General features: G+C 72.7%; 18 protein-coding genes and 1 pseudogene. 12 read left to right on the top strand and 7 right to left on the bottom strand.

Annotation, left to right across the window (positions count from 1 at the left end; translation table 11 throughout):
• Positions 1-360 precede the first annotated feature (360 nt).
• Entirely contained in the window at positions 361-1,884 is a 1,524-nt protein-coding gene (locus AB0E05_RS01910) for a glycoside hydrolase family 20 protein (protein WP_361957265.1), read from the bottom strand.
• Between the two features lie 600 nt (positions 1,885-2,484).
• Between AB0E05_RS01910 and AB0E05_RS01905 the strand changes: the two genes are divergently transcribed.
• From AB0E05_RS01905 to AB0E05_RS01880, 6 genes are all read left to right on the top strand, one after another.
• Positions 2,485-3,078 (top strand): 2-oxo-4-hydroxy-4-carboxy-5-ureidoimidazoline decarboxylase, encoded by a 594-nt coding sequence (locus AB0E05_RS01905; protein ID WP_361957090.1) that lies wholly within the window; start codon positions 2,485-2,487, stop codon positions 3,076-3,078.
• A gap of 241 nt (positions 3,079-3,319) precedes the next feature.
• On the top strand, positions 3,320-3,700 hold the full coding sequence (gene sdhC, locus AB0E05_RS01900; protein WP_361538397.1) for a succinate dehydrogenase, cytochrome b556 subunit: 381 nt from the start codon (positions 3,320-3,322) through the stop codon (positions 3,698-3,700).
• 8 nt (positions 3,701-3,708) lie between these two features.
• Positions 3,709-4,185 carry a succinate dehydrogenase hydrophobic membrane anchor subunit gene (locus AB0E05_RS01895; protein ID WP_361957086.1) on the top strand — a complete coding sequence of 159 codons (477 nt, stop codon included), beginning with the start codon at positions 3,709-3,711 and terminating at the stop codon, positions 4,183-4,185.
• Between the two features lie 20 nt (positions 4,186-4,205).
• Entirely contained in the window at positions 4,206-5,960 is a 1,755-nt protein-coding gene (gene sdhA / locus AB0E05_RS01890; RefSeq protein ID WP_361957083.1) for a succinate dehydrogenase flavoprotein subunit, read from the top strand.
• Positions 5,960-6,721 (top strand): succinate dehydrogenase iron-sulfur subunit, encoded by a 762-nt coding sequence (locus AB0E05_RS01885; RefSeq protein WP_361957080.1) that lies wholly within the window; start codon positions 5,960-5,962, stop codon positions 6,719-6,721. The genes sdhA and AB0E05_RS01885 overlap by 1 nt, the downstream gene beginning before the upstream one ends.
• 157 nt (positions 6,722-6,878) lie before the next feature.
• Positions 6,879-7,460, top strand: coding sequence for a hypothetical protein (locus tag AB0E05_RS01880; protein WP_361957077.1), 582 nt, complete (start codon positions 6,879-6,881; stop codon positions 7,458-7,460).
• Here AB0E05_RS01880 and AB0E05_RS01875 read toward each other — a convergent pair.
• Complete coding sequence (locus AB0E05_RS01875) at positions 7,447-8,256, bottom strand: alpha/beta hydrolase (RefSeq protein ID WP_361957074.1); 810 nt, start codon at positions 8,254-8,256, stop codon at positions 7,447-7,449. The genes AB0E05_RS01880 and AB0E05_RS01875 overlap by 14 nt on opposite strands.
• 136 nt (positions 8,257-8,392) lie before the next feature.
• Between AB0E05_RS01875 and AB0E05_RS01870 the strand changes: the two are divergent.
• From AB0E05_RS01870 to AB0E05_RS01860, 3 genes and pseudogenes are all read left to right on the top strand, one after another.
• Positions 8,393-8,797 (top strand): annotated as a pseudogene (locus AB0E05_RS01870) (hypothetical protein); the annotation flags it as partial.
• Between the two features lie 119 nt (positions 8,798-8,916).
• The gene (locus AB0E05_RS01865; protein ID WP_361957071.1) at positions 8,917-9,378 is read left to right on the top strand and encodes a DCC1-like thiol-disulfide oxidoreductase family protein; all 462 of its coding nucleotides are present in this window, start codon (positions 8,917-8,919) and stop codon (positions 9,376-9,378) included.
• Positions 9,379-9,389: 11 nt separating this feature from the next.
• The gene (locus tag AB0E05_RS01860; protein WP_361957068.1) at positions 9,390-10,223 is read left to right on the top strand and encodes a TetR family transcriptional regulator; all 834 of its coding nucleotides are present in this window, start codon (positions 9,390-9,392) and stop codon (positions 10,221-10,223) included.
• A 212-nt stretch (positions 10,224-10,435) separates the two neighbouring features.
• Here AB0E05_RS01860 and AB0E05_RS01855 read toward each other — a convergent pair whose 3' ends face one another.
• Positions 10,436-12,625, bottom strand: coding sequence for an MMPL family transporter (locus AB0E05_RS01855; protein ID WP_361957065.1), 2,190 nt, complete (start codon positions 12,623-12,625; stop codon positions 10,436-10,438).
• A 185-nt stretch (positions 12,626-12,810) separates the two neighbouring features.
• Here AB0E05_RS01855 and AB0E05_RS01850 point away from each other — a divergent pair, with 185 nt between their 5' ends.
• A complete protein-coding gene (locus AB0E05_RS01850; RefSeq protein WP_361957062.1) occupies positions 12,811-13,518 on the top strand; it encodes a response regulator transcription factor in 708 nt (235 codons plus the stop codon).
• Positions 13,515-15,062 carry a HAMP domain-containing sensor histidine kinase gene (locus AB0E05_RS01845; protein WP_361957059.1) on the top strand — a complete coding sequence of 516 codons (1,548 nt, stop codon included), beginning with the start codon at positions 13,515-13,517 and terminating at the stop codon, positions 15,060-15,062. The genes AB0E05_RS01850 and AB0E05_RS01845 overlap by 4 nt, the downstream gene beginning before the upstream one ends.
• Before the next feature lie 30 nt (positions 15,063-15,092).
• Here AB0E05_RS01845 and AB0E05_RS01840 read toward each other — a convergent pair whose 3' ends face one another.
• On the bottom strand, positions 15,093-16,601 hold the full coding sequence (locus tag AB0E05_RS01840; RefSeq protein ID WP_361957056.1) for an MFS transporter: 1,509 nt from the start codon (positions 16,599-16,601) through the stop codon (positions 15,093-15,095).
• A 243-nt stretch (positions 16,602-16,844) separates the two neighbouring features.
• On the opposite strand from AB0E05_RS01840, the gene AB0E05_RS01835 reads away from it, so the two are divergent.
• A complete protein-coding gene (locus AB0E05_RS01835) occupies positions 16,845-18,053 on the top strand; it encodes a transposase (protein WP_361957053.1) in 1,209 nt (402 codons plus the stop codon).
• On the opposite strand, the gene AB0E05_RS01830 is transcribed toward AB0E05_RS01835, so the two are convergent.
• The 3 genes from AB0E05_RS01830 to AB0E05_RS01820 all read right to left on the bottom strand — a co-directional run bounded on the left by AB0E05_RS01830 (position 18,029) and on the right by AB0E05_RS01820 (position 21,665).
• Entirely contained in the window at positions 18,029-19,840 is a 1,812-nt protein-coding gene (locus AB0E05_RS01830) for a helix-turn-helix domain-containing protein (protein WP_361957050.1), read from the bottom strand. The genes AB0E05_RS01835 and AB0E05_RS01830 overlap by 25 nt on opposite strands.
• A 63-nt stretch (positions 19,841-19,903) precedes the next feature.
• Positions 19,904-21,247, bottom strand: coding sequence for a metallophosphoesterase (locus tag AB0E05_RS01825; protein ID WP_361957047.1), 1,344 nt, complete (start codon positions 21,245-21,247; stop codon positions 19,904-19,906).
• 145 nt (positions 21,248-21,392) lie between these two features.
• Positions 21,393-21,665, bottom strand: coding sequence for a hypothetical protein (locus AB0E05_RS01820; protein WP_361957044.1), 273 nt, complete (start codon positions 21,663-21,665; stop codon positions 21,393-21,395).
• Positions 21,666-21,726 lie beyond the last annotated feature (61 nt).

Here is a 21,726-nt window from a genome sequence, read left to right as displayed (position 1 = left end):
CCCCGGTGCCATCGGAGGAGGCGGCATGTGGGGAACGGCCCCGTGCGGTGCGGCCCCCGGCGGCACCGCCCCCTGCGCCGCGGCGCAGCCCGCGCACAGCCCGTTCGGAGTGACCGCGGGCGTGGCGCGGCAGACGGAACACACGTTCATCGAGACAGAACCCCCCAGGGAAGACCACGACAGAGCACGCCCCCGGCGCAACGGGTGCAAGGGAGCGTGCGGAAACGGGTCGCACTCCGTGCGCGACCGCCTGCGGAACATACGTGGCCCGGGACCGGGAGTCCAGACGAATACGGACAGGGCGGGTGCGACCGGGGCCCGCCCGCCGACGCCGGTCCGCGTCCAGCCCGCGCCCGGCGCTCAGCTCACCTGCTGCGCCAGCGCCTCGAACTCCGCCCAACTGCGGTCGGGCCGCCGCGGGTCCCACACCTTCTGCGCCGTCGCCGCCAGCGGCAGCGCGATCCCCCGGGCGATCTGGTCCGGCGTCTGCGCCCCGGCCACGTCGCCCCAGATGGCGAACCGCCCGCCGAGGATCTGGTCCGAGTACTTCTCCGGCACCGGCTTCGTACCGCGCAGCACCAGCGGGGTCCACTCCTCGTAGATGCGCTGCCCGGTCGGGTACACGAACTCGTTGGGCTCGCCGAGCACGTAATAGAGGTACTCGTCGTTGAGGTTCACCACCTTGCGGCCCTCGGCGAGGTACTCCTCCGGTGCGCGGGCACCGATCTCCTTGCCCGTCCAGTACTCGACTTCGACGTCCTTGTCGACGCTGACCTGTCCGTCGGGGAAGAAGCCGTCGTTCCACGCCTTGGGGACGCGGCCGCGGACGAGTTCGGCGCGGTCGTTGACCCACGCCGTCGCGAGGTCCTGCACGCGCCCTTCGGGCCCGTACTCCTCGCGGGCCTTCGCCGCCAGGGCCGGGAAGGACGCCTGGGGGTCCTTCCAGGTCAGGGCCGTGTACTCGTCACCGCCGACGTTCCAGTACCGCCCGTCGAACAGATCCGCGTACTCCCCGATGAGTTCGTCGACGAGCCGGCCGGAGGCGGGGTTGCCGATGTCGATCGCGCCCTGCACCACCCGCCCGGACGCGTCCTTCAGCCTGAGGTCGGGGTGGTGCGCGAGGACCGCGCCGAGGTGGCCGGGCGAGTCGATCTCGGGGATGACGGTGATGTGGAGCGAGGCGGCGAGAGCGAGGATGCGGCGCACCTCGTCCTTCGTCAGGTGCCGGGGCGAGACCACCTCGGGGTGGGTCGTGGACTCGATGCGGAACGCCTGGTCGTCGGAGAAGTGCAGGCCGAAGTGGTTGAGCTTGAGGTCGGCCATCTCCCGCAGCCGGTCCTCGATCCACGCCACGCTGAACTCCTTGCGGGCGATGTCCAGCATGAACCCGCGCTGCGGGCGGTCCGGCGCGTCCTGCACCGTGCCCTCCGGCATCGCGCCCCCGGAGCGCACGGCCTGTTTGAGGGTGCGGGTCCCGTAGAAGACGCCCGCCTCGTCGGGGCCGGATATCCGCACCCGGCCGCCCTCCGTGCGCACGGCGTACGACTCCGGCCCGCCGTCCTGGTCGCGGTCGAGGACCAGTTCCACGTCGCCCGTGCGCGCCGCGGCCACCCCGCGGTACGGCACCTTCAGCTCCCCCGCGACGAGCTTGCCCTCGTCCGCGAGGGCCTCGCTGCCGCGGGCGACGACCACTCCGGCGTCGGGGGCGGGACGCCAGCCGGGGCCGCGGGCGGCCCGGTGCTCGCGTACCGCGGGCACGGTCGCGGGCGCCGTCGACAGGGGGTGCGTCGTCGCGGGCGAGGGGGCGGCGGTGCTGGACGCGGGGGCGTCGGCGGAGGCGTCGGATCCGGATCCGTTCGAACATCCCGTCAAGGCGAGCGCCAGGGCGAGGGCGCCGAGGCCGGCGCCCCTGACGCCGCGGCGTACGACCGGCGCTCGCGCACCCGCGCGTCTTCCGGCCCGTGCGCCTGCGCCGTCACCCTTACGGTCGACACGTGCCGCGCCACCCGCGCCAACCACTGCGCCCGTGCCGTCAGCGCCCTCTACGATGCGCTTCACCTGGCCACCTCCTGCGCCTCGACCGCGCCTCGCCCTCGATTCCCGCCGCCTCCCGCGGCCCACTGCACACCGTCCCAAAATCCGTGAACCCGGCCGGGTCGTCTATCGGATGAGCGGAAACTCTTCCGTCCGGGTGAAAATCGCGCATCCGTCGGACAGGTACTCGCACAGCTGGATAGCGTTGCCCCATTCGCCCCACTCTTCACAGCCTTCCCGGCCGCACCACCCGTCCCGGGTGTACGGGCCGTTCCGGCCGCCCGGTCCTTCCGACCTCTCCGGCCTTCTCCTCGAATCAGCAGTGAGTCAGCAGCCCGTCCCGTGTTTCCTTCCTTCTCGTCCTCCGTCTCGTCTTCTCGTGGTGAGGAGCCCACGCTGTCCAGCGATTCCGACGCCGGTCTCCCGCAGCCCGCCCGGCCGTCGCACCCGGTGCTACCCGCGCAGACCACGGCGAGCCCGTCCGGCCCGGCCGCGGTGTCGCACCCGCTCGGCCCCGCGAGCGCGCCGCAGCAACCGGGGCTCACCCTCTTCAACTCGGCCACCGACGAGGACGCCCTCACCGCGCTGCTGGCGTGCTGCGGCAGCGCCCGCTGGGCCGAACGGGTGGCCGCCCACCGCCCGTACCCGGACGTCGGCTCCCTGCTCGCCGCCGCCGACGAGGCGGGCTACGACCTGGCGCCCACCGATCTGAGCGAGGCGCTCGCCGACGAGTACCCGGCCGGGCCGCACCCCGACGCGCCGCAGGGCACCAACGTCACGCGAGCGCTGGACGCCGCGCACGCCGCGTACGAGAGCCGGTTCGGCCACTCCTTCGTCCTCCACCTCGACGCGTACGCGCCCGAAGAATGGGTGGACGAGATCCTCATCGGCATCCGGCTGCGGCTGAACCACGAGCCGGACGAGGAGCGCGTCGTCTCCGCCGAACAGCTGCGGCTGCTGGCCCGCGCCCGGCTGCGACAGACCGTCGCCGGCCCCCGGGCCGCCACCCCCGCGCCGTGGCCCGGAGCCCGGACGCCCCGCTGAACCTCCAGGACATCACCCCCCATAGCCGATGAAAGCGGGCGCGTCCCGCCGTCCGCGAGCGTCGTCGCAGTAGCCCGTCCGTGGATCTTTGCTTGCCTGTTTGATCACACCGGCGGACCCCGTGCGAAGGAACCGACAAGTCGTCGCTACGATGGCCGGGGCCGGTGGACCGTACCCGGCCGGGCCAGACCGACACCCACAAGCCGGCAGGCCCCAGTCCCCGCTCCCGGAGGGTTCTTCCGTGCCGGCTGGAACGCTGTACCGCGGCCGGGAAGGAATGTGGTCCTGGGTGGCTCACCGAGTCACCGGCGTCCTCATCTTCTTCTTCCTGTTCGTCCACGTCCTGGACACCGCTCTCGTCCGCGTCTCCCCAGAGGACTACGACAAGGTCGTGGCCGTCTACAAGACGCCGATCGTTGCGCTGCTCGAATACGGCCTGGTGGCCGCCGTCCTCTTCCACGCCCTGAACGGCCTGCGCGTCATCGCCGTGGACTTCTGGTCCAAGGGGCCGCGCTTCCAGAAGCAGATGCTCTGGACCGTGATGGGCATCTGGATCGTGCTGATGGCGGGCGCCCTGTATCCCGTCCTCGGCCACGCCGCACGCGAAGTCTTCGGGAGCTGACGCCGGTCATGTCTGCTGACACCTCTTCCGCCATCGGGCCCGTGGAGACGGATCCCCAGTACGACGTCGACAACCCGGCGCCGCTGATCGAGCCGCCGCGCAAGCGGACCGGGCGCACCCCGCGCTCCACCCGCGGCAACTTCGAGATGGCCGCGTGGCTGTTCATGCGGCTGTCCGGCGTGGTGCTGGTCGTCCTGGTCATCGGCCACCTGATCATCCAGCTCGTGCTGGACGGCGGCGTCTCCAAGATCGGCTTCGCGTTCGTCGCGGGCCGCTGGGCGTCTCCGTTCTGGCAGGTCTGGGACCTGCTGATGCTCTGGCTCGCGATGCTGCACGGCGCCAACGGCCTGCGTACCGTCATCAACGACTACGCCGAGCGCCCGAACACGCGACTGTGGCTCAAGGGCCTGCTGTACACCGCGACGGTGTTCACCATCCTGCTGGGCTCGCTGGTGATCTTCACCTTCGACCCGAACATCCGCTAGAGCCGGGGCTGACGAACCTCATGAAGATCCACAAGTACGACACCGTCATCGTCGGCGCTGGCGGCGCCGGCATGCGCGCCGCCATCGAGGCCACCAAGCGCAGCCGCACCGCGGTGCTGACGAAGCTCTACCCGACCCGCTCCCACACGGGCGCCGCGCAGGGCGGCATGGCCGCCGCGCTGGCGAACGTGGAGGAGGACAACTGGGAGTGGCACACCTTCGACACGGTCAAGGGCGGTGACTACCTGGTCGACCAGGACGCCGCCGAGATCCTGGCGAAGGAGGCCATCGACGCCGTCCTCGACCTGGAGAAGATGGGCCTGCCGTTCAACCGGACCCCGAACGGCACCATCGACCAGCGCCGCTTCGGCGGGCACTCCCGCAACCACGGCGAGGCCCCGGTGCGCCGGTCCTGCTACGCCGCGGACCGCACCGGCCACATGATCCTCCAGACGCTGTACCAGAACTGCGTCAAGGAGGGCGTGGAGTTCTTCAACGAGTTCTACGTCCTGGACCAGCTGATCACCGAGGTCGACGGCGTCAAGCACTCGGCCGGCGTGGTCGCGTACGAGCTGGCCACCGGGGAGATCCACGTCTTCCAGGCGAAGGCGGTCATCTACGCGTCCGGCGGCACCGGCAAGTTCTTCAAGGTGACCTCCAACGCGCACACCCTCACCGGGGACGGCCAGGCGGCCTGCTACCGGCGCGGGCTGCCGCTGGAGGACATGGAGTTCTTCCAGTTCCACCCCACGGGCATCTGGCGCATGGGCATCCTGCTCACGGAGGGCGCCCGCGGTGAGGGCGGCATCCTGCGCAACAAGGACGGCGAGCGCTTCATGGAGAAGTACGCGCCCGTCATGAAGGACCTCGCCTCGCGCGACGTGGTCTCCCGCTCCATCTACACGGAGATCCGCGAGGGCCGCGGCTGCGGCCCCGAGGGCGACCACGTGTACCTGGACCTCACGCACCTGCCGCCGGAGCAGCTCGACGCCAAGCTCCCGGACATCACCGAGTTCGCCCGGACCTACCTCGGCATCGAGCCCTACACGGACCCGATCCCGATCCAGCCGACGGCGCACTACGCCATGGGCGGCATCCCGACGAACGTCGAGGGCGAGGTCCTTCGCGACAACACCACCGTCGTCCCCGGTCTGTACGCGGCCGGCGAGGTCGCCTGCGTCTCCGTGCACGGCGCCAACCGCCTCGGCACCAACTCGCTGCTGGACATCAACGTCTTCGGGCGCCGTTCGGGCATCGCGGCGGCCGAGTACGCGACCACGGCCGACTACGTCGAGCTGCCGGAGGACCCGGCGTCCCTGGTCGTGGAGATGGTCGAGCAGCTGCGCGACTCCACGGGCAACGAGCGCGTGGCGGACCTGCGCCGCGAGCTCCAGGAGACGATGGACGCCAACGTGATGGTGTTCCGCACGGAGCAGACCATCAAGACGGCCGTCGAGAAGATCGCCGAGCTGCGCGCCCGGTACAAGAACGTCTCGATCCAGGACAAGGGCAAGCGGTTCAACACGGACCTGCTGGAGGCCATCGAGCTGGGCAACCTGCTCGAACTGGCCGAGGTCATGGCGGTCTCCGCACTGGCCCGCAAGGAGTCCCGCGGCGGCCACTACCGCGAGGACTACCCCAACCGCGACGACGTCAACTTCATGCGCCACACCATGGCGTACCGCGAGGTCGGCGACGACGGCTCCGAGTCCGTCCGCCTCGACTACAAGCCGGTCGTCCAGACCCGCTACCAGCCGATGGAGCGTAAGTACTGATGGCTACTCCCACGATGGACAAGGTGGAGGCGGAGGCCGCGGCCTCCTCGCACCTGATCACGGTCACGTTCCGGATCCGCCGGTTCAACCCGGAGATCTCGGAGCACGCGGTCTGGGAGGACTTCCCGATCGAGATCGACCCCAAGGAGCGGGTCCTCGACGGCCTCCACAAGATCAAGTGGGACATCGACGGGACGCTGACGTTCCGCCGCTCCTGCGCGCACGGCATCTGCGGCTCCGACGCGATGCGGATCAACGGCAAGAACAGGCTCGCCTGCAAGACGCTGATCAAGGACATCAACCCGGAGAAGCCGATCACGGTCGAGGCCATCAAGGGCCTGACGGTCCTCAAGGACCTGGTCGTGGACATGGAGCCGTTCTTCCAGGCGTACCGCGACGTGATGCCGTTCCTGATCACCAAGGGGAACGAGCCGACGCGCGAGCGCCTGCAGACCGCCGAGGACCGCGAGCGCTTCGACGACACCACCAAGTGCATCCTGTGCGCGGCGTGCACCACGTCGTGCCCGGTGTTCTGGAACGACGGGCAGTACTTCGGCCCGGCGGCGATCGTCAACGCGCACCGCTTCATCTTCGACTCGCGTGACGAGGCCGGGGAGCAGCGGCTGGAGATCCTGAACGACAAGGACGGCGTGTGGCGTTGCCGTACGACGTTCAACTGCACGGACGCCTGTCCGCGCGGCATCGAGGTCACCAAGGCGATCCAGGAAGTGAAGCGCGCGCTGATCACGCGTCGCTACTGAGGGCCCTAAGCGCGACAGCAGGGCCCCGCATCCGTCGACGGATGCGGGGCCCTGCTCGTTTCCTGACATTCCGGACTGCGGCTTCACCTCGCGGGTCGCCTGGTGGCAGGATCGACGGGGACGGTGAGCTGACGCAGCAGGAAGCGGGGAGCTGACGATGACCGGACCCAGTCCACAGCCGAATCCGAGCCCGGACCACAACCCCTACGCCCGGGAGGGCGAGCCCGAGTACCAGTGGGGGCCGGACACCCCGCCCGGCACTCCCGCGTACGGCTACCCGGCCCCCGGGTACGGCTATCCGAACCAGGCGCCGAACTACCCGCACACGCAGCCCGCGTTCCCCGTGCCGCTGGGGGCGTCGATGGGCATGCCGGGCGTGCCCGTGCCCCTGGGGTCACCGCTGGTGGCCATCGGCGACATCGTGGTCATGCACGACACCATCGTCACCCCGGCCGGCCACCTGCCGCTGAAGGGAGCGGTCTGGAACGTCACGGACATGTCCCGCACGGAGGAGAAGATCCCCACGCACGCGATCGTGCTCGCGGTGGTCTTCTTTTTCTTCTGCTTCCTCGGCCTGCTGTTCCTGCTGATGAAGGAGAAGAAGACCACGGGCTACGTCCAGGTCACGGTCACCAGCGGCGGCAAGCACCACGCCACCATGGTGCCCGCGCAGCACATGATGACGATCCAGCACGTGATGGGCCAGGTGAACTACGCGCGCTCGCTCAGCGCGATGTGACGGCGTCGAGGAAGTCGACGAGTAGGCCGGTGACCTCGGCCGGGCGTTCCAGGCTCGGGAGGTGGCCGGCCCACGACAGTTCGCGGTGGCGCGCGCCGGGCAGGGCCGCCGCCGCTTGCCGCGCCGCGGTTCGGAAGTCGACGAGGTCGTGCGCGCCGGAGACGACGAGTGCGGGCACGGACACGTCCGCCAGCGCCGCGACGTCGAAGTCGCCCGCGGCCGAGTACTCGTCGGCGGAGGCCAACTGAACTTCGTACGCGTTCAGTTGCATGGCGGCGACGGCGGCGAGGGTCGTGGGGTCGGCCTCGGGGCCGAGGAAGGTGCGGGCGCTGAGCGCCGCCGCCTCGTCCAGGTCGCCGTACTGGACGAGCTCCACCTCCCGCTCCTCGAAGGCGGTCAGCTCCGCGCTCTCCGGCGCGCCGGGCAGCGTTCCCGGGCAGAGCAGCGCGAGGCCGGTGACGCGCTCCGGGGCGCGTAGGGCGATCTCCAGGGCGGTCCGCCCGCCGTACGAGGCGCCGATCAGCACCGCCCGCGCCATGCCCACGGCGTCCATCAGAGCCAGCACGTCGGCGGCGTCGTCGACGACATCGACGGCGGCACCGGCAGCGGCGTGGGGCGCGCTCGCGTAGGTCGTTTCGCCGTACCCGCGGAAGTCTCCGCGGACGACCCGACACCCGGCCGCGACCAGGGCCGGCAGTTGGGCGTCCCACATGCGGCGGTCGCACACCGTCGAGTGCAGGAGCACGACGTTCCGTGTGCTGTCGGACGGGCCGGCGAGGTCATGAGCAAGCGTCATCCACGGAGATTACCCCGAGGCCACGGGGCCACCAACCCACTTTCCGGAGCCTCAGGTTCCGCGTTGAACGTGTTCAAAAAGAGCGCTACCTTGCTGTCGTCGGAGTTTTTGAACACGTTCAGAAGGGTCGGCGGACATGGACCTCAATGTCGTCGGATACCTGATCTACCTCCCCGTCAGCATCACGCTGACCGTCTGGGTGGCCCGCACTCTCAGCCGCAACGGACGGCTCTTCCTGTCGGACGTGATGAACGGCGACGAGAAGCTCGCCGACGCCGTGAACCACCTGCTGGTCGTCGGCTTCTACCTGATCAACCTGGGCTTCGTCGTCGCGTACTTGAAGATCGGCGACACCGTGGAGAGCACCCGCAACCTCTTCGAGGAACTGTCGGTGAAGCTCGGCGTCGTGCTGTTCGTCCTCGGCGTGCTGCACCTCACCAACGTCTTCGTGCTCAACAAGATCCGTCGGCGCGGGCTCCAGCGGTACGAGTCGACGCCCCCGGTCGCCCCGCAGGGCTGGCTGCGGCCCCCGGCCGTGGCGACGGGTCACAGCCGGGCGGCGACGGGGTACGGCCCGATGCCGAGCCAGCCCCCGACGACGGGCCACGGACCGGCGGCCGGCCCCGCCGACACCCCGCCGAGCCCGCGGTGAGCGGCGCGGTGACCGCCCCCGGGCCCGACGGCGCGGTGGTGCGTCGGCTGACCGTCCTGTTCGACCCCGAGTGCGGCCTCTGCGCCCATCTGAAGGGCTGGCTGGAGCGGCAGCACAAGCTCGTGCCGATGGACCTGGTGCCGGTCGGCTCGACGCAGGCGAGGACGCTCTTCCCCGACCTCGACCACGCGGCCACCCTCCGCAAGATCACCGTCATCGGCGACGGGGGCCAGGTCTTCACGGACGACGCGGCGTTCGTGGTCTGCCTGTGGGCGCTGGCCGACCACCGGGCCAAGGCCCACTGGCTGGCCGGCCCCTCCGGGGCGTCCTTCGCCCGCGCCGCCGTCATCGCCGCGGCCAAGTACCGGACGGCGACGGGAGCGACGCAGCGGTGGCTCGACGAGGTGCCGGGCCAGACGGGGCCACCGCCGTCAGCGCCCTGTGACGACCGGTGCGCCCCGCCCCATTAGGCTCGGGCAGCGTGAGTGACGGCAAGAGCGCCCCCAAGAGCGAGCAGACCCGGACGCTGATCCTGGAGACCGCGCTCCGGTTGTTCCAGGAACGGGGCTACGACAAGACGACGATGCGGGCCATCGCCCTGGAGGCGGGGGTGTCGGTCGGGAACGCGTACTACTACTTCTCGGCCAAGGAACACCTGGTCCAGGGGTTCTACGACCGCATCGGCGCCGAGCACCGCGCGGCGGTGCAGCCGCTGCTGGCCGCCGAGACGGACCTCGCGGCCCGGCTCGCGGGGGTGCATCTGGCCTGGCTGGAAATCGCCGAGCCATACCACGAGTTCGCGGCCCAGTTCTTCAAGAACGCGGCCGATCCGGAGTCTCCGCTCAGCCCCTTCTCGCCGGAGTCGGAGCCGGCGCGGGAGGCGGCCGTACAGGTCCACCGGGAGGTGCTGACCGGGGCGAAGGCGAAGATCCCCAAGGACCTGGCCGACACCCTGCCGGAGTTGCTGTGGCTGTCCCACATGGGGCTGGTGCTGTACTGGGTGTTCGACCGCTCCGAGGGCCACAAGCGCAGCCGCAGGCTGGCGGAGAAGGGTGCCCGGCTGACCGCGAAGGGGATCCACCTCTCCCGCTTCAAGGTCCTGCGGGGGCTCGTCAACGACGTGCACGAGCTCTTCACGGACCTGCTGCCGGGCATGGCGCAGTCCGTCGCGGCGCGCACGTCGGGCACCGCGGCCCGCAAGACGACCCGCCGGGCGGGCGTGCGCAAGCCGCTCACCCGGAGGTCCACCGCCGGATCGGCACCGGCTCCCGAACCCGGCTCCGAATCCGGCTCGGCGCCGGACGGCGGAAAGTGACGGACGCGGGTGTACGGAGCCAGCGCCCCGTACACCCGCGCTGAATGACCTAGTGCCCCTCCCGGCAAGCTTTGCCCTGTCGTCCCGTCCGGCACGCACCCTCGCCGCGTTGGCCGAAACCCCTGGTAGCTCCGCTACCAGAGCTTCCGGCCGCCTTGCGATCGCACGCACCGGACGGCACTCCTCACGGGCAAACATTGCCGGTCACGGCACTAGCCGCCGACGGGCGCGTCCTCCTTGGCCCCGTTGCGGGCCGGGCTCGCCGGAGCCGGTTCCTCCTTCGGCTCCACCGCGAAGTGCGGCAGCCGCTTGTCCAACCAGCCCGGCAGCCACCAGTTCGCCCGGCCCAGCAGGTACATCACGGCCGGCACCAGCGCCGTGCGCAGGACGAACGCGTCCAGTGCGACGGCCGCGGCGAGCCCCACGCCGATCATCGCGGCCTCCACGTCCCCGCTGAAGACGAAGGCGGTGAAGACGCAGATCATGATGAGGGCGGCGGAGTTGATGACCCGGCTGGTCTCGGCGAGGCCGACGCGCACGGCCCGCTGGTTGTCCTTGGAGTGCACCCACTCCTCGTGCATCCGGCTGACCAGGAAGACCTGGTAGTCCATGGAGAGCCCGAACAGCAGCGACAGCATGATCGCCGGGAGGAACGCGGTGATCGGCCCCTCCTTGCCGAAGCCGATCAGCTCCCCGCCCCAGCCCCACTGGAAGATCGCGACCATGATCCCGAAGGAGGACGCCGCCGCTATCAGGTTCATCACGGCCGCCGTCAGCGGCACCCCGATCGAACGGAACGCGATCAGCAGCAGGAGGGCGCCGAGCCCGACGACCGTGACGAGGAAGTACGGCAGCCGGTCCGCGGTGACCTCCGCGAAGTCCTTGAAGACGGCGGTGGCCCCGCCGACGTGGGCCCGCTCCCCGGACGGCGCGACCACGTCGTGGCGGAGCGCGTCGATGAGCCGGCCCGTCCGCTCGTCCTGCGGTGACGTCGCCGGTACGACGTTGATCACGGCGACGGGCGAGCCGGGCGGCGTGGGCATGACCTCGGCCCGTACGACGCCCTCCGTGTCCTTCGCCTGCTGGGCGAGCGCGGTGACGGCGGCGGGCTCGGCGCCGTCGACGACGATCTGCACCGGGCCGTTGAAGCCGGGCCCGAAACCGTCGGCCAGCAGGTCGTACGCCTTCCTGGTGGTCGTGGACTCGGCGTGGTTGCCGTGGTCGATGGTGCCGAGCCGCAGCGACAGCACCGGGAGCGCGAGCACCGCCATCACGACGAGCGCCAGCGCGCCGACCGCCTTCGGGCGCCGCTCGACGAACGCGGCCCAGCGGGCGCCGGCGCTGCTCGACTCCCCGGCGCCGGCGTCGGACCCGGCCGCGGCCAGCCGGCGCCGCTGCCGGCGGCTGAGCACCCGCGGCCCGAGGAAGCCGAGCAGCGCGGGCAGCAGCGTGATCGCCGCCAGCACGCTCAGGACCACCGTCAGGGACGCGGCGATGACGATGCCTTCGAGGAAGCGCAGGTCCGTCACGAGCATCCCGGCCAGCGCGATGCAGACCGTGGCGCCGGCGAAGACGACCGCGCGGCCTGAGGTGTTGACCGCGGTGACCGCCGCGTCCTGCGGCGCGACGCCGCGCAGCAGCCCCCTGCGGTGCCGGGTGACGATGAAGAGCGCGTAGTCGATGCCCACGCCGAGGCCGACGAGCGTACCGAGCAGCGGCGCGATCGTCGCCAGCTCCGTCACATTGCTGACCAGGCCCGTCAGCACCAGTCCGATGCCGACCGCGAACAGCGCCACCACCAGCGGCAGCAGCATCGCGAAGAGCGAACCGAAGGCGAGGAAGAGCACGATGGCGGCGGCGACGATGCCGACGAGTTCCGCCGTGCCGGCCGGGGGCTCGTTCGCGTACACGACGGCCTGACCGCCGAGTTCGACCCGCAACCCGTCCGCGCGGGCGTCCTCCACCTGCTCGATGACGTCCTTGACCAGCGCCTTCGGCACCTCTTCGGCGCGGTCGACGAAGACGACGGTCGCGTACGCGGTGCGGCCGTCCGCGCTGACGGCGCCCGCGCCGTCGGGCCCGTACGGGCTGACGACCTCCCCGACGCCCGACATCCGCGCGATCTCCTTCAGCGCCGGCTCCAGCCGCTCCCGGACCGCGGCGTCACGGACCGAGCCGGCGGCGGTGCGCCACACCACCGTCGTCGGATCGCCCGAGCGCTCCGGGAACGCCGAGGCCATCAGGTCGTACGCGCGTTGGGAGTCGGTGCCGGGGAGGCTGAAGTCGTTCGAGTAGTCGGACCCCTTCGCACTGCCCAGCACCCCCAGGCCGAGCAGCGCCACCACCCACAGCACCAAGACGACCAACCTGTGTCGATAGCACCAACGTGCCCATGCCGCCACGACGTCATTCCCTTCACCAGCTCGTCACGTCCCCCGGGCCCGGCCTCAGCATCGTTCGCCGGCCCGGCCCGCGGCGGCTTGGGAGCCGGACTCTCAAGGAACTCCAAGACAACGAAGCCCTGTTGGAGCCGTCCTCGCGCGGATACTGGGGTCAGACGGTGGAAGGGGAGGAAGGGGCGCGGACGATGGAGCAGCGGGAACGGCACACGGGGGCGACGGTGCTGGTCGTCGAGGACGAGCCGAGCATCGCCGACGTGCTCGCGATCGCCCTGCGCCACCACGCCTTCGAGGTGGTGACCGCCGGCGGCGTCCGGCAGGCGCAGGTGCTCGCCGAGCGGGCGCGGCCCGACGTGGCGCTGTTGGACGTGATGCTGCCGGACGGCGACGGCCGCGCCCTGGGCCGGGTGCTGCGCAGCCAACTGCCGGAGACGGCCGTCCTGTTCATCACGGCCCGGGACGCGCCCGCGGAGGTGGTGGGCGCGCTGCGCATCGGCGACGACTACATCACCAAGCCGTTCAACGTGGACGAGGTGGTGGCCCGCATCCAGGCCGTGCTGCGGCGCACCCGCCCCTCGCCCGCGGGGGACGTCCTCCCGGTGCCGCCGCCGCTGCGCCACCGCGACCTGGAGCTGGACGAGACGACGTACGAGGTCCGGCGCGCGGGCAGGGCGGTGCAGCTCACGCCGACGGAGTACGCGCTGCTGCGCTTCCTGGTGCGCAACGCGGGCCGGGTGGTGTCCAAGGAGCAACTCCTGAGGCACGTGTGGCGCTACGAGCACTCCGCGGAGTCGACCGTGGTGGAGACGTACGTCAGCTATCTGCGGCGCAAGTTGGATCCGCTGGGGCCACCGCTGATCACCACGCGCCGGGGCGTGGGGTACGGGCTGACGTGAGCGCTCCGGACGTCGACGACCGCGCGGTGCGGGTGCGCGGCTGGACCGGTTCCCTGGAGGGCTTCCGGCACTGGGTGCGCGTGCGGCACCGGCGGATGCACTCCCTGCGGGCCAAGCTCACGCTGGTGAACCTGCTCCTGCTGCTGCTCGGGGTGGCCGCGGCGACCGTCGTCAGCCTGCTGGCGATGCAGCACTACCTGGTGCAGCGGGTGGACGGGGAGCTGCTGGCCAGCCGGGAGGCCGTGCAGCAGACCGACTTCACCCAGGAGGACCTCAACCAGCTCCAGGCGATCTCCACCCTGCTGGAGCACGTCGCGTCGCCGAGGGATCCGGAGTCGACGGGCCTGCCGCGGCCGGGCACCATCCTCGTGGCGCTGGACGCGGGGATGCGGCCGACGCCCTTCGCCACGCACGAGCCCAGCGGGCGGCAGTTGGAGCTGGCGGCGGCGGTGGGGGACGCCGCGGGGTTCGCCGCGAGCGGTCAGGTGCGGGACGTGGAGGTGGACGGCGACCCCTACCGCGTCGTCGCCGGCGCCCTGCGGGACGGCTCGGTGCTGCTGCTCGCGGCGGACGTGGAGGCCGTACGGTCCGGGATCCACCAGGCGCTCAAGGTCGACCTGGCCTTCGGCGGGCTGCTGTTGTGCCTGCTGGCGCTGGTCACCATGAAGAGCACCAAGCACCTGGTCCGCCCGCTGGAGGGCATGGTGGAGACCGCGTCCGCGATCGCGGAGGGCGACCTGGCGCGGCGCGTGCCGGCGGGCCGGCACCCCGTGAACGAGATCGAGCAGCTGCGGGTGGCCCTCAACTCGATGCTGCACCAGGTGGAGTCGGCGTTCGAGACGCGGGAGCGCAGCGCGACGCAGCTGCGGCGGTTCGTGGCGGACGCCTCCCACGAGCTGCGGACGCCCCTGGCCGCGATCCAGGGCTACCTCCAGCTGTACGACCGGGGCATGCTGCGCTCGCCGGCCGAGCGGGAACGGGCCCTGGCCCGGATGACCGCGGAGGCGGAACGCATGGGCCGGCTCGTCTCCGAACTGCTGACGCTCGCCCGCCTGGACGGTCTGGAGGGCCGCCCGGAGGTCCACCGGCTGGCCCCGGTCGACCTGGGACGGCTGGCCCGGGACGCGACGGACGACCTGGCGGCGCAGCAGCGGGAGCGGCGGGTGGCGGTGCGGGAGGAGGACGGGCCGGCGTTCGTGCTCGGCGACGAGGCGACGTTGCGCCAGCTGGTGGGCAATCTGCTGGCGAACGTCCGCGTGCACACGCCGGTGGACGCGGACGTGACGGTGGAGCTGTCGTCCGCGCCCGACGGCGCGGTGCGGTTGCGGGTGGCGGACGAGGGGCCGGGCATGGCGCCGGACGACGCGGACCGCATCTTCGACCGCTTCTTCCGTGCGGGGGGCGGGGTGGGGAGCGGGCTCGGCATGTCGATCGTCCGCGCGGCGGCGGACGCGCACGCGGCGACGGTGGAGGTCACCACGGCGCCTGGCCGGGGCCTGGCGGTCGTGGTGACGTTTCCCGCGGGAGGGCGGTTCGCGCCCTGAGGTCTGCGCGGTGGCCCCTCGCGCCCCTGTCTAAGGGCGCGGGGACGCGGCGCGCGAGGACGCGGCGCGCGCGGCCCGGCGGGGGGCCAGCATGGTGAAGACCAGGGCCGCGCCGAGGACGCACATGGCCGCCACCGCCCACAGCAGCACGTGCCACGCGCTCGTGAAGTGCTCCGCCAGCACGCCCCGCTCCCCACCGCTGAGGTTGCCCGCGGCGATCTCCTCCGCGAGGTGGCCCGAGCCCACCCGGCTCTGGATCAGGCTCACCAGCAGCGAGCCGAAGATCGCGAGGACCAGCGCCTCAGCGCCGCCGCGGACCGTGTTGAGGAAGCCCGCCGCCATGCCCGCCCGCTCCGGCTCGACCTGGCTCATCGCCTGGCCGTCGGTGATGCCGAAGGAGACGCCCATGCCGATGCCGATCAGGGCCAGTGGGCCGAGGAGTTCGAGGGAGCCGATCCCGGGCCGAAGCACCGTCAGCCACGCGCTGCCGGCGGCGATCAGCAGCAGCGCGAGGCCCATCAGGTGGGGCGCGGGGCAGCCCCGGGTGATGAGCCAGCCGCCGACCTGGGGCGCGACCAGCACCGGCACGGTCATCAGCAGCATCGTCGCGCCCGCCCCCGTCGCCGTCGCGCCGCTCGCGCCCTGGAAGTACGTCGGCAGGAAGGTGAGCGTGCCCATGAAGCCGATCGAGGTGACCAGCGTCGCCACGCACCAGGCGGTGTAGCGGCGGTTCCTGATGAGGGTCAGGTCGAGCACCGAGTGGTCGCTGCGGCGTTCCACTGCGACGAAGACCCCGAGCACCGCGAGGCCCAGCACCAGCGCGGCGACGATCAGCGGATGGGCCCAGCCGCTCTCGGGGCCCTGCACCAGGCCGATCATGACGAGGGCGAGGCCGAGGACGAAGGTGACGACGCCGGGGGTGTCGACGCGCGGGCGCTCGCCGGCCCGGGACTCGGCGATCGCGGCGCTGCCGAAGAGGACGGCGACGAGCACGACGACGTGGAAGAGGAAGCCCGCGCGCCAGCCGAGGCTGCCGACGAGCCAGCCGGAGAGGGTCGGACCGAAGGCGATGCCGACGCCGATCACGGTGCCCATCGCGGCGAACGCCCGGGTGCGCGCCGGCCCGTCGAAGGTGGTGGCCAGGATCGCGCCGGAGCTGGCGAGGACGCCCGCCGCGCCGATGCCGGCGACCGCCCGCGCCAGGTCGAGGAGGAGGATGTGGGGGGCCAGCGCGCTGGCCAGCGAGCCCGCCGCGAACAGCCCGCCGCCGAGCACGAAGACCCGTCGTCGACCGTAGAGGTCGGAGAGGGAGCCGGCGACGAGCGTGATGGCCGCGAAGAGCAGGTTGTAGACGTTCACCACCCACATCAGCGGTGCGCCCGAGGTGTTCAGGTCCCTGCCGATGTCGGGCAGGGCCACGGCCGCCCCCGAGATGGACATCGGTACGACGAGGACGCCCAGCAGCACGACGACGAGCGTCACGCCCGGTCGTGACCGCCGGGTGTCCGTGCCTGAGTGCGTGGTGGTGGATGTGCTCATCGCACGCCCCTTTCCTGGTGTGACTGCGACGGGGGCGAACGTAGGACTTCAAGTTCGGTTGAGGTCCAACGATCGCCGGTACTCCGTCAAGTCGCCCGCGCCGAGGCTCCGCGGAACCCCGCCCCCGGTGGTCGGGACGGCGTGTCGCACCCCGAATTGTGTGGTCGGCGCACCTCCCCCGGGGCGGGTCGCCCGGCGGAGGCTGGGGGCCGGGTCAGCAACCGCAACCGGAGCAGGTGAGCCGTGATCGAACCCGCCGGACCCGTACCGCACACCGGCCCGGTACCGCACGCCCGTCCCGTCCCCCGCGTCGCTCCCGCACCGCGGCCCGCCGGGCTCTTCGCGTCCCTGCGCCGCCGCGACCAGCGCACCACGGCGGAGTTGTACCTCGCCGCCCTGCTCGCCACCGACGGCCGCAAGTCGGTGCGCAACCTCTCCACCGCGTTCGGCGCCGGGGCCGGCGCGGCGGAACAGCGCCTGCACCACTTCGTCGCCGGCTCCACCTGGGACTGGCGGCCCGTGCGCGGCGCGCTCGTCGACGCCCTCGGCGCGGCCGTGCCGCGGCACGCCTGGGTGGTGCGGGCGCTGCCGATCCCCAAGGCCGGCACCCACTCGGTCGGGGTGGACCGCCAGTACGTCCCGGGTGCGGGCCGGCAGGTCCACGGTCAACTCGCCTTCGGCCTCTGGTTCGTCTCCGCGCACCTGACCGCGCCCGTCGGCTGGCGGCTCTTCCTGCCGCCGCGTTGGCTCGACGACGCCGAGCGGCGCGCCCGCGCCGACGTCCCCGCGTCCGCTGTGCCCGAGAGCCCGGGCGAGTGCGCCGCCCGTGCGGCGCTCCCCTTCGCGGCGCGCGGGGCCGGTGCCCGGCCGCCCGTGGTCGTGGGCCACGTCGTCGACGACCCCGCCGCCGTCGTCGACGTCTTCGCCCGCGCCGGGGTGCCGTTCGTCGCCCGGATCGACGTCCGTACGCGGCTCGTGGCCGCCGACCGCGAGGGGGCCGGCGCGGGTGGCCGGCCCGCCCGGGCCGAGCAGGTCCTCCGGTCGGCGCCGGGGCCGCGCCGTCCCGTGGAACGGCCCGACCCGAGCCGTGGCCGTCGCACCTCGTGGCTGGCCGCGACCCCGGTGCGGCTCCCCGACCGGCCGCGCCCGCTCCTGCTGTTGGGCGAGTGGGACGACCCGCGCCACCCTCCCGTACGGCTCTGGCTCACCGACGCGACCGACACCCCGGCCCCGCTGCTGGTACGGCTGACCGCGTCCGCGCTCCGCGTCCCCGACGACGGAGGTCCGTGGGGAGCGCGCGTGGGGCTGCGGGACTTCGAGGGCCGGTCCTTCCCCGGCTGGCACCGGCACATGACGCTGGCGTCCGTCGCCTACGCCTTGGCGGCGGGAGCCCGCGACCTCTCAGCGCAAGCAGACGCCGGCCCAGCTCAGTCGCTGCGGCCCTCCGCCTGACCCGGGCGGGCGCCGCCATCGAGCAGCGCTTCCTGCGTCCGGTGCAGCCGCAACGCCAGTTGGACCTCCAGTGCGCGTTCCGGGTGCTGCCAGTCGGGGCCGAGCAGTTCGGTGATCCGCTCCAGCCGCCGCGCGACGGTGTTCGGGTGGACGTGCAGCGTCGTCGCCGCGTGCCGCGGGCTCGCCCCCGCGGCGAAGTACGCCTCCAGCGTGCGGACGAACTCGGTGCCCCGCCGGGCGTCGTGCCGCAGCACCGGGCCGAGCACCGCATCCACGTACGCGGGTGCGCTGAACGCGTCCGCCAGCAGCACCCCCAGGAAGCCCAGGTCCCGCGGCGCGGCCACGCTTCCCGTACGGCCCAGTTCGACGAGGGCGCGCAGACAGCGCCGGCCGTCCTCGTACGACCGCGCCACCTCCGCCAACCCCACGTGCGGCCCGGCGGCGCCGACCGTCACCGGCACGCCCAGCACCGACGACAGTTCGTCGCGCACGCTCCGGCCGGCGGACGCGGCGGCGGAATCGGACTCCGCACCGGCGTCGGGCAGCAGCAGGACGACGTCCCCGTCGCGCACGCTCGTCAGCCCGTGCCGGCGTCGGGCGTACGACGTCGCCCAGACGGCCGCCCGCTGGGTGGCCCCGCCTTGGGGGCGGGCGATGACGAGGACGTACGGGGCGGCGGTGTCCACCCCCATCCGCCGGGCCCGCTTCACCGACTGCCGCCGGGCCGGCGGGGTCGTCCCGGGGTCGAGCAGCGCGTCGAAGAGGTCGTCCCTGATCCGACCCTCGGCGAGCGCGGCGCCGCGCTCCAGCAGCAGGGCGAGCGCGACGACGCCGGCGACCATCCGCAGGGCCCGCCCGTCGACCTCGTCGGGCAACGGCTCCTCGGGGGCGAACAGCAGGGACCCCAGGACTTCTCCCCCGCCGCTGACCGGCACCAGCCACGCGCCGCCGTCGAGCGGCGCCGGTTCCCCGGCCGCGAGCGCCTCCACACAGCGCCGGGCGAACGCCGCGGTGCCGTCGCCGGCGGGCAGCTGCCCGTGCGCGGCGAGCAGCCCGCCGCCCACGTCCCGTACGCCCAGCGCCCCGCCGAGCGCGGTCGCGGCCGTCTCGACGACGACGTCCAGCGCGGCACCGTCCCGCACCAGGCAGACGAGCCGGTCGTACGCGACCTCCAGACGGCGGCGCTCGTCGAGGGCGCGCCGCATCCGCGCGCCGTCCCGCTCCGCCGCGGCGCGCCGGTCGTCGACGGACTCCAACCGTCGCGCGGTGGCCAGCGCGGACGCCGCGGTCCTGGCCAGCGTCCGCAGCGCGTCGATCTCTTGGGCGGTGAATCGGTGCACCCGTCGGTGTGCCCCGTACAGCGCGCCCGTCACCCCGTCGGGCCCGCGCAGCGGCACCGCCGCCACCGCCCTGATGCCCTCCGCCCGCACCACCCGGTCGATTCCGTCGGCGTGGTCGATCGTCCCGTCCGCCAGGTAGTCGTCCGTCGAGAACGGCGCGTCCTTGCCGAGGGCGGCCTGCCCGAGGCCGGCCGGGCCGGCGATCCGCAGGCCGACGTTGAGCGCGGTGGCGTCGCCCTCCGACGCGACGACGGTGAGCGCCCCGTCGTCCGCGTCCCGGAGGCCGACGTAGGCGAGGTCCGCGCCGATGACGCGCCGGGCGAGCCGGGCGACGGTGCGCAGCACGGCCTCCGTGCCCTGTGCGGACGCGTCCACCAGCTCGTGGGCGGCGTCCACCAGCGACGTCAGCACGGACTCGCGCGCGCGGTCGGCCGCGGGCCCGTTCACCAGGGCCCTTCTTCCGGATCTCGCTGGGCTCCGCGGGTGGGTGCGGACGGCATGCCCCCTCGCTCAGGCTCGCCGGGACGCCAACTGGACCACCGTGATGTCCGACTCCGCGCCCACCCGCACCGGCGGGCCCCAGGCGCCGGCGCCGCGCGTCACGTACAGCTGGGTGTCTCCGTACCGCTCAAGGCCGGCCACCGTCGGGTTCGCCAGCCCCGCGAGGTACGGGCCGGGCCAGAGCTGGCCGCCGTGGGTGTGGCCGGAGAGCTGGAGGTCCACGCCGTGGTCCACCGCGTCGTGGATGACGACGGGCTGGTGGGCCAGGAGGACGGACGCCCGGGTGCGGTCGCGGTCGCCGAGGGCCTTGGCGAAGTCGGGGCCCTTGCCCTCCTTCTCGCCCTCGATGTCGTCGACGCCGGCGAGGTCGAACCCGGCGGCGATCTCCACGCGTTCGTTCTCCAGGGGGCGCAGGCCCAGCTCGCGGACGTGGTCCACCCACTGCTGGGCGCCGGAGAAGTACTCGTGGTTCCCGGTGACGAAGAAGGAGCCGTGTCTGGCGCGCAGCTGCGTCAGGGGCTCGGCGGCGGGGCCGAGGTCGGCGACGTCGCCGTCGACCATGTCACCGACGACGGCGACGAGGTCGGGGCTGGTGGAGTTGATCGCGTCCACGATCCGCTGGGTGTGGCCGCGGCCCAGGATGGGGCCGAGGTGGATGTCGCTGACGACGGCGATGCGGAATCCGTGCGCGGAGCGCGGGAGCTTGGCGAGCGGCACCGTGACCCGCTTCACACTGGGGCCGTTCAGGACGCCGTACGCGCCGTAGCCGACGGTGCCGAGGGCGGCGGCCGCTGCGCCCGCGCCGACGACGCGGGAGACGAAGGTGCGCCGGGAGACGGCGAGGGGGGCGGGAACGGGCCGGGTCGCGGGTGCGAGCGGCACGGGCGGGGGCGCAGGAGCGGCCGGGGGCTCACCCGTACCGGCGTCCGAACCCGGTGCGGGGGCCACGGCCGGTGCCGCGGTTGCCAGCACGGGGGCTCCCGCCTCCGCCACTTCGGCAACCCCCGTCTCCACTTCCGTCTCTTCCGCGGCCCCGCGCCGCGCGGCGATCCGCAGCCACACGGCCCGTACGACCTCGCCCACGAGCAGGAACAGGACCAGGTACAACAGCACGGCCAGCCACAGATAGCCGGGCCAGGCGAGGATCTTTTCGAGCCAGAACGGCGCCCCGGAACGGGAGGACGCCAGGGCGGCGACGGAGAGCAGCGGCAGCACGGTCACCACGACCGCTCCGACGCGGCGCGCGGTGCGGCTCGCGGTCGTGGACCGGACGAGCCGGAACCATACGTACCAGTGCGCCGCGACGAGCAGCGCCACCACCGCCACCACCGCGAGCAGGACGACCACGATCACGGACTGCTTCCCCCGTCCTCAGCTGATGCCCCGGGGCGGCGGCCCTGCGCCTGCGCCCCGTGGCTGGGGGACACCCCCACGGGGTGTCCAACGCACCACGGTCGCCGCGCGTGCCCGAAGGGCCCCACGAGATCGGGCGGCGTCCTCAACCGCCCGTCGGGCCATGCGTTTGACCATGCGTTTCGCGCCGCAGGGCGCGCAGTCCGCGGAACCCCACGACGCCGACCGCCGTCCCCAGAAGAAAGGACGTGACGGCGAGCAGCAGGTGGACCCAGAAGTACCCGGTGGGGTCGCCGGCGTCGTCGAACGCGAGCCCGCTCCCGTCGGCCCAGAGGTTTTTGACGAAAGTGACCCAGATGAACCAGCTCCACACCCCGAAGGCGAGCAGGAACCAGGACACGGGGCGGCTGAGCTTCATGTTTCCAGTATCCCGACGGCCGACGGGTTCCAGCCTCCGGGGTCGCGGCCGGGTCCGCCAC

It is taken from the genome of Streptomyces sp. NPDC048057, assembly GCF_040653095.1.
Classification (GTDB): domain Bacteria; phylum Actinomycetota; class Actinomycetes; order Streptomycetales; family Streptomycetaceae; genus Streptomyces.
This window is presented reverse-complemented; position numbering and strand designations above follow the sequence as displayed.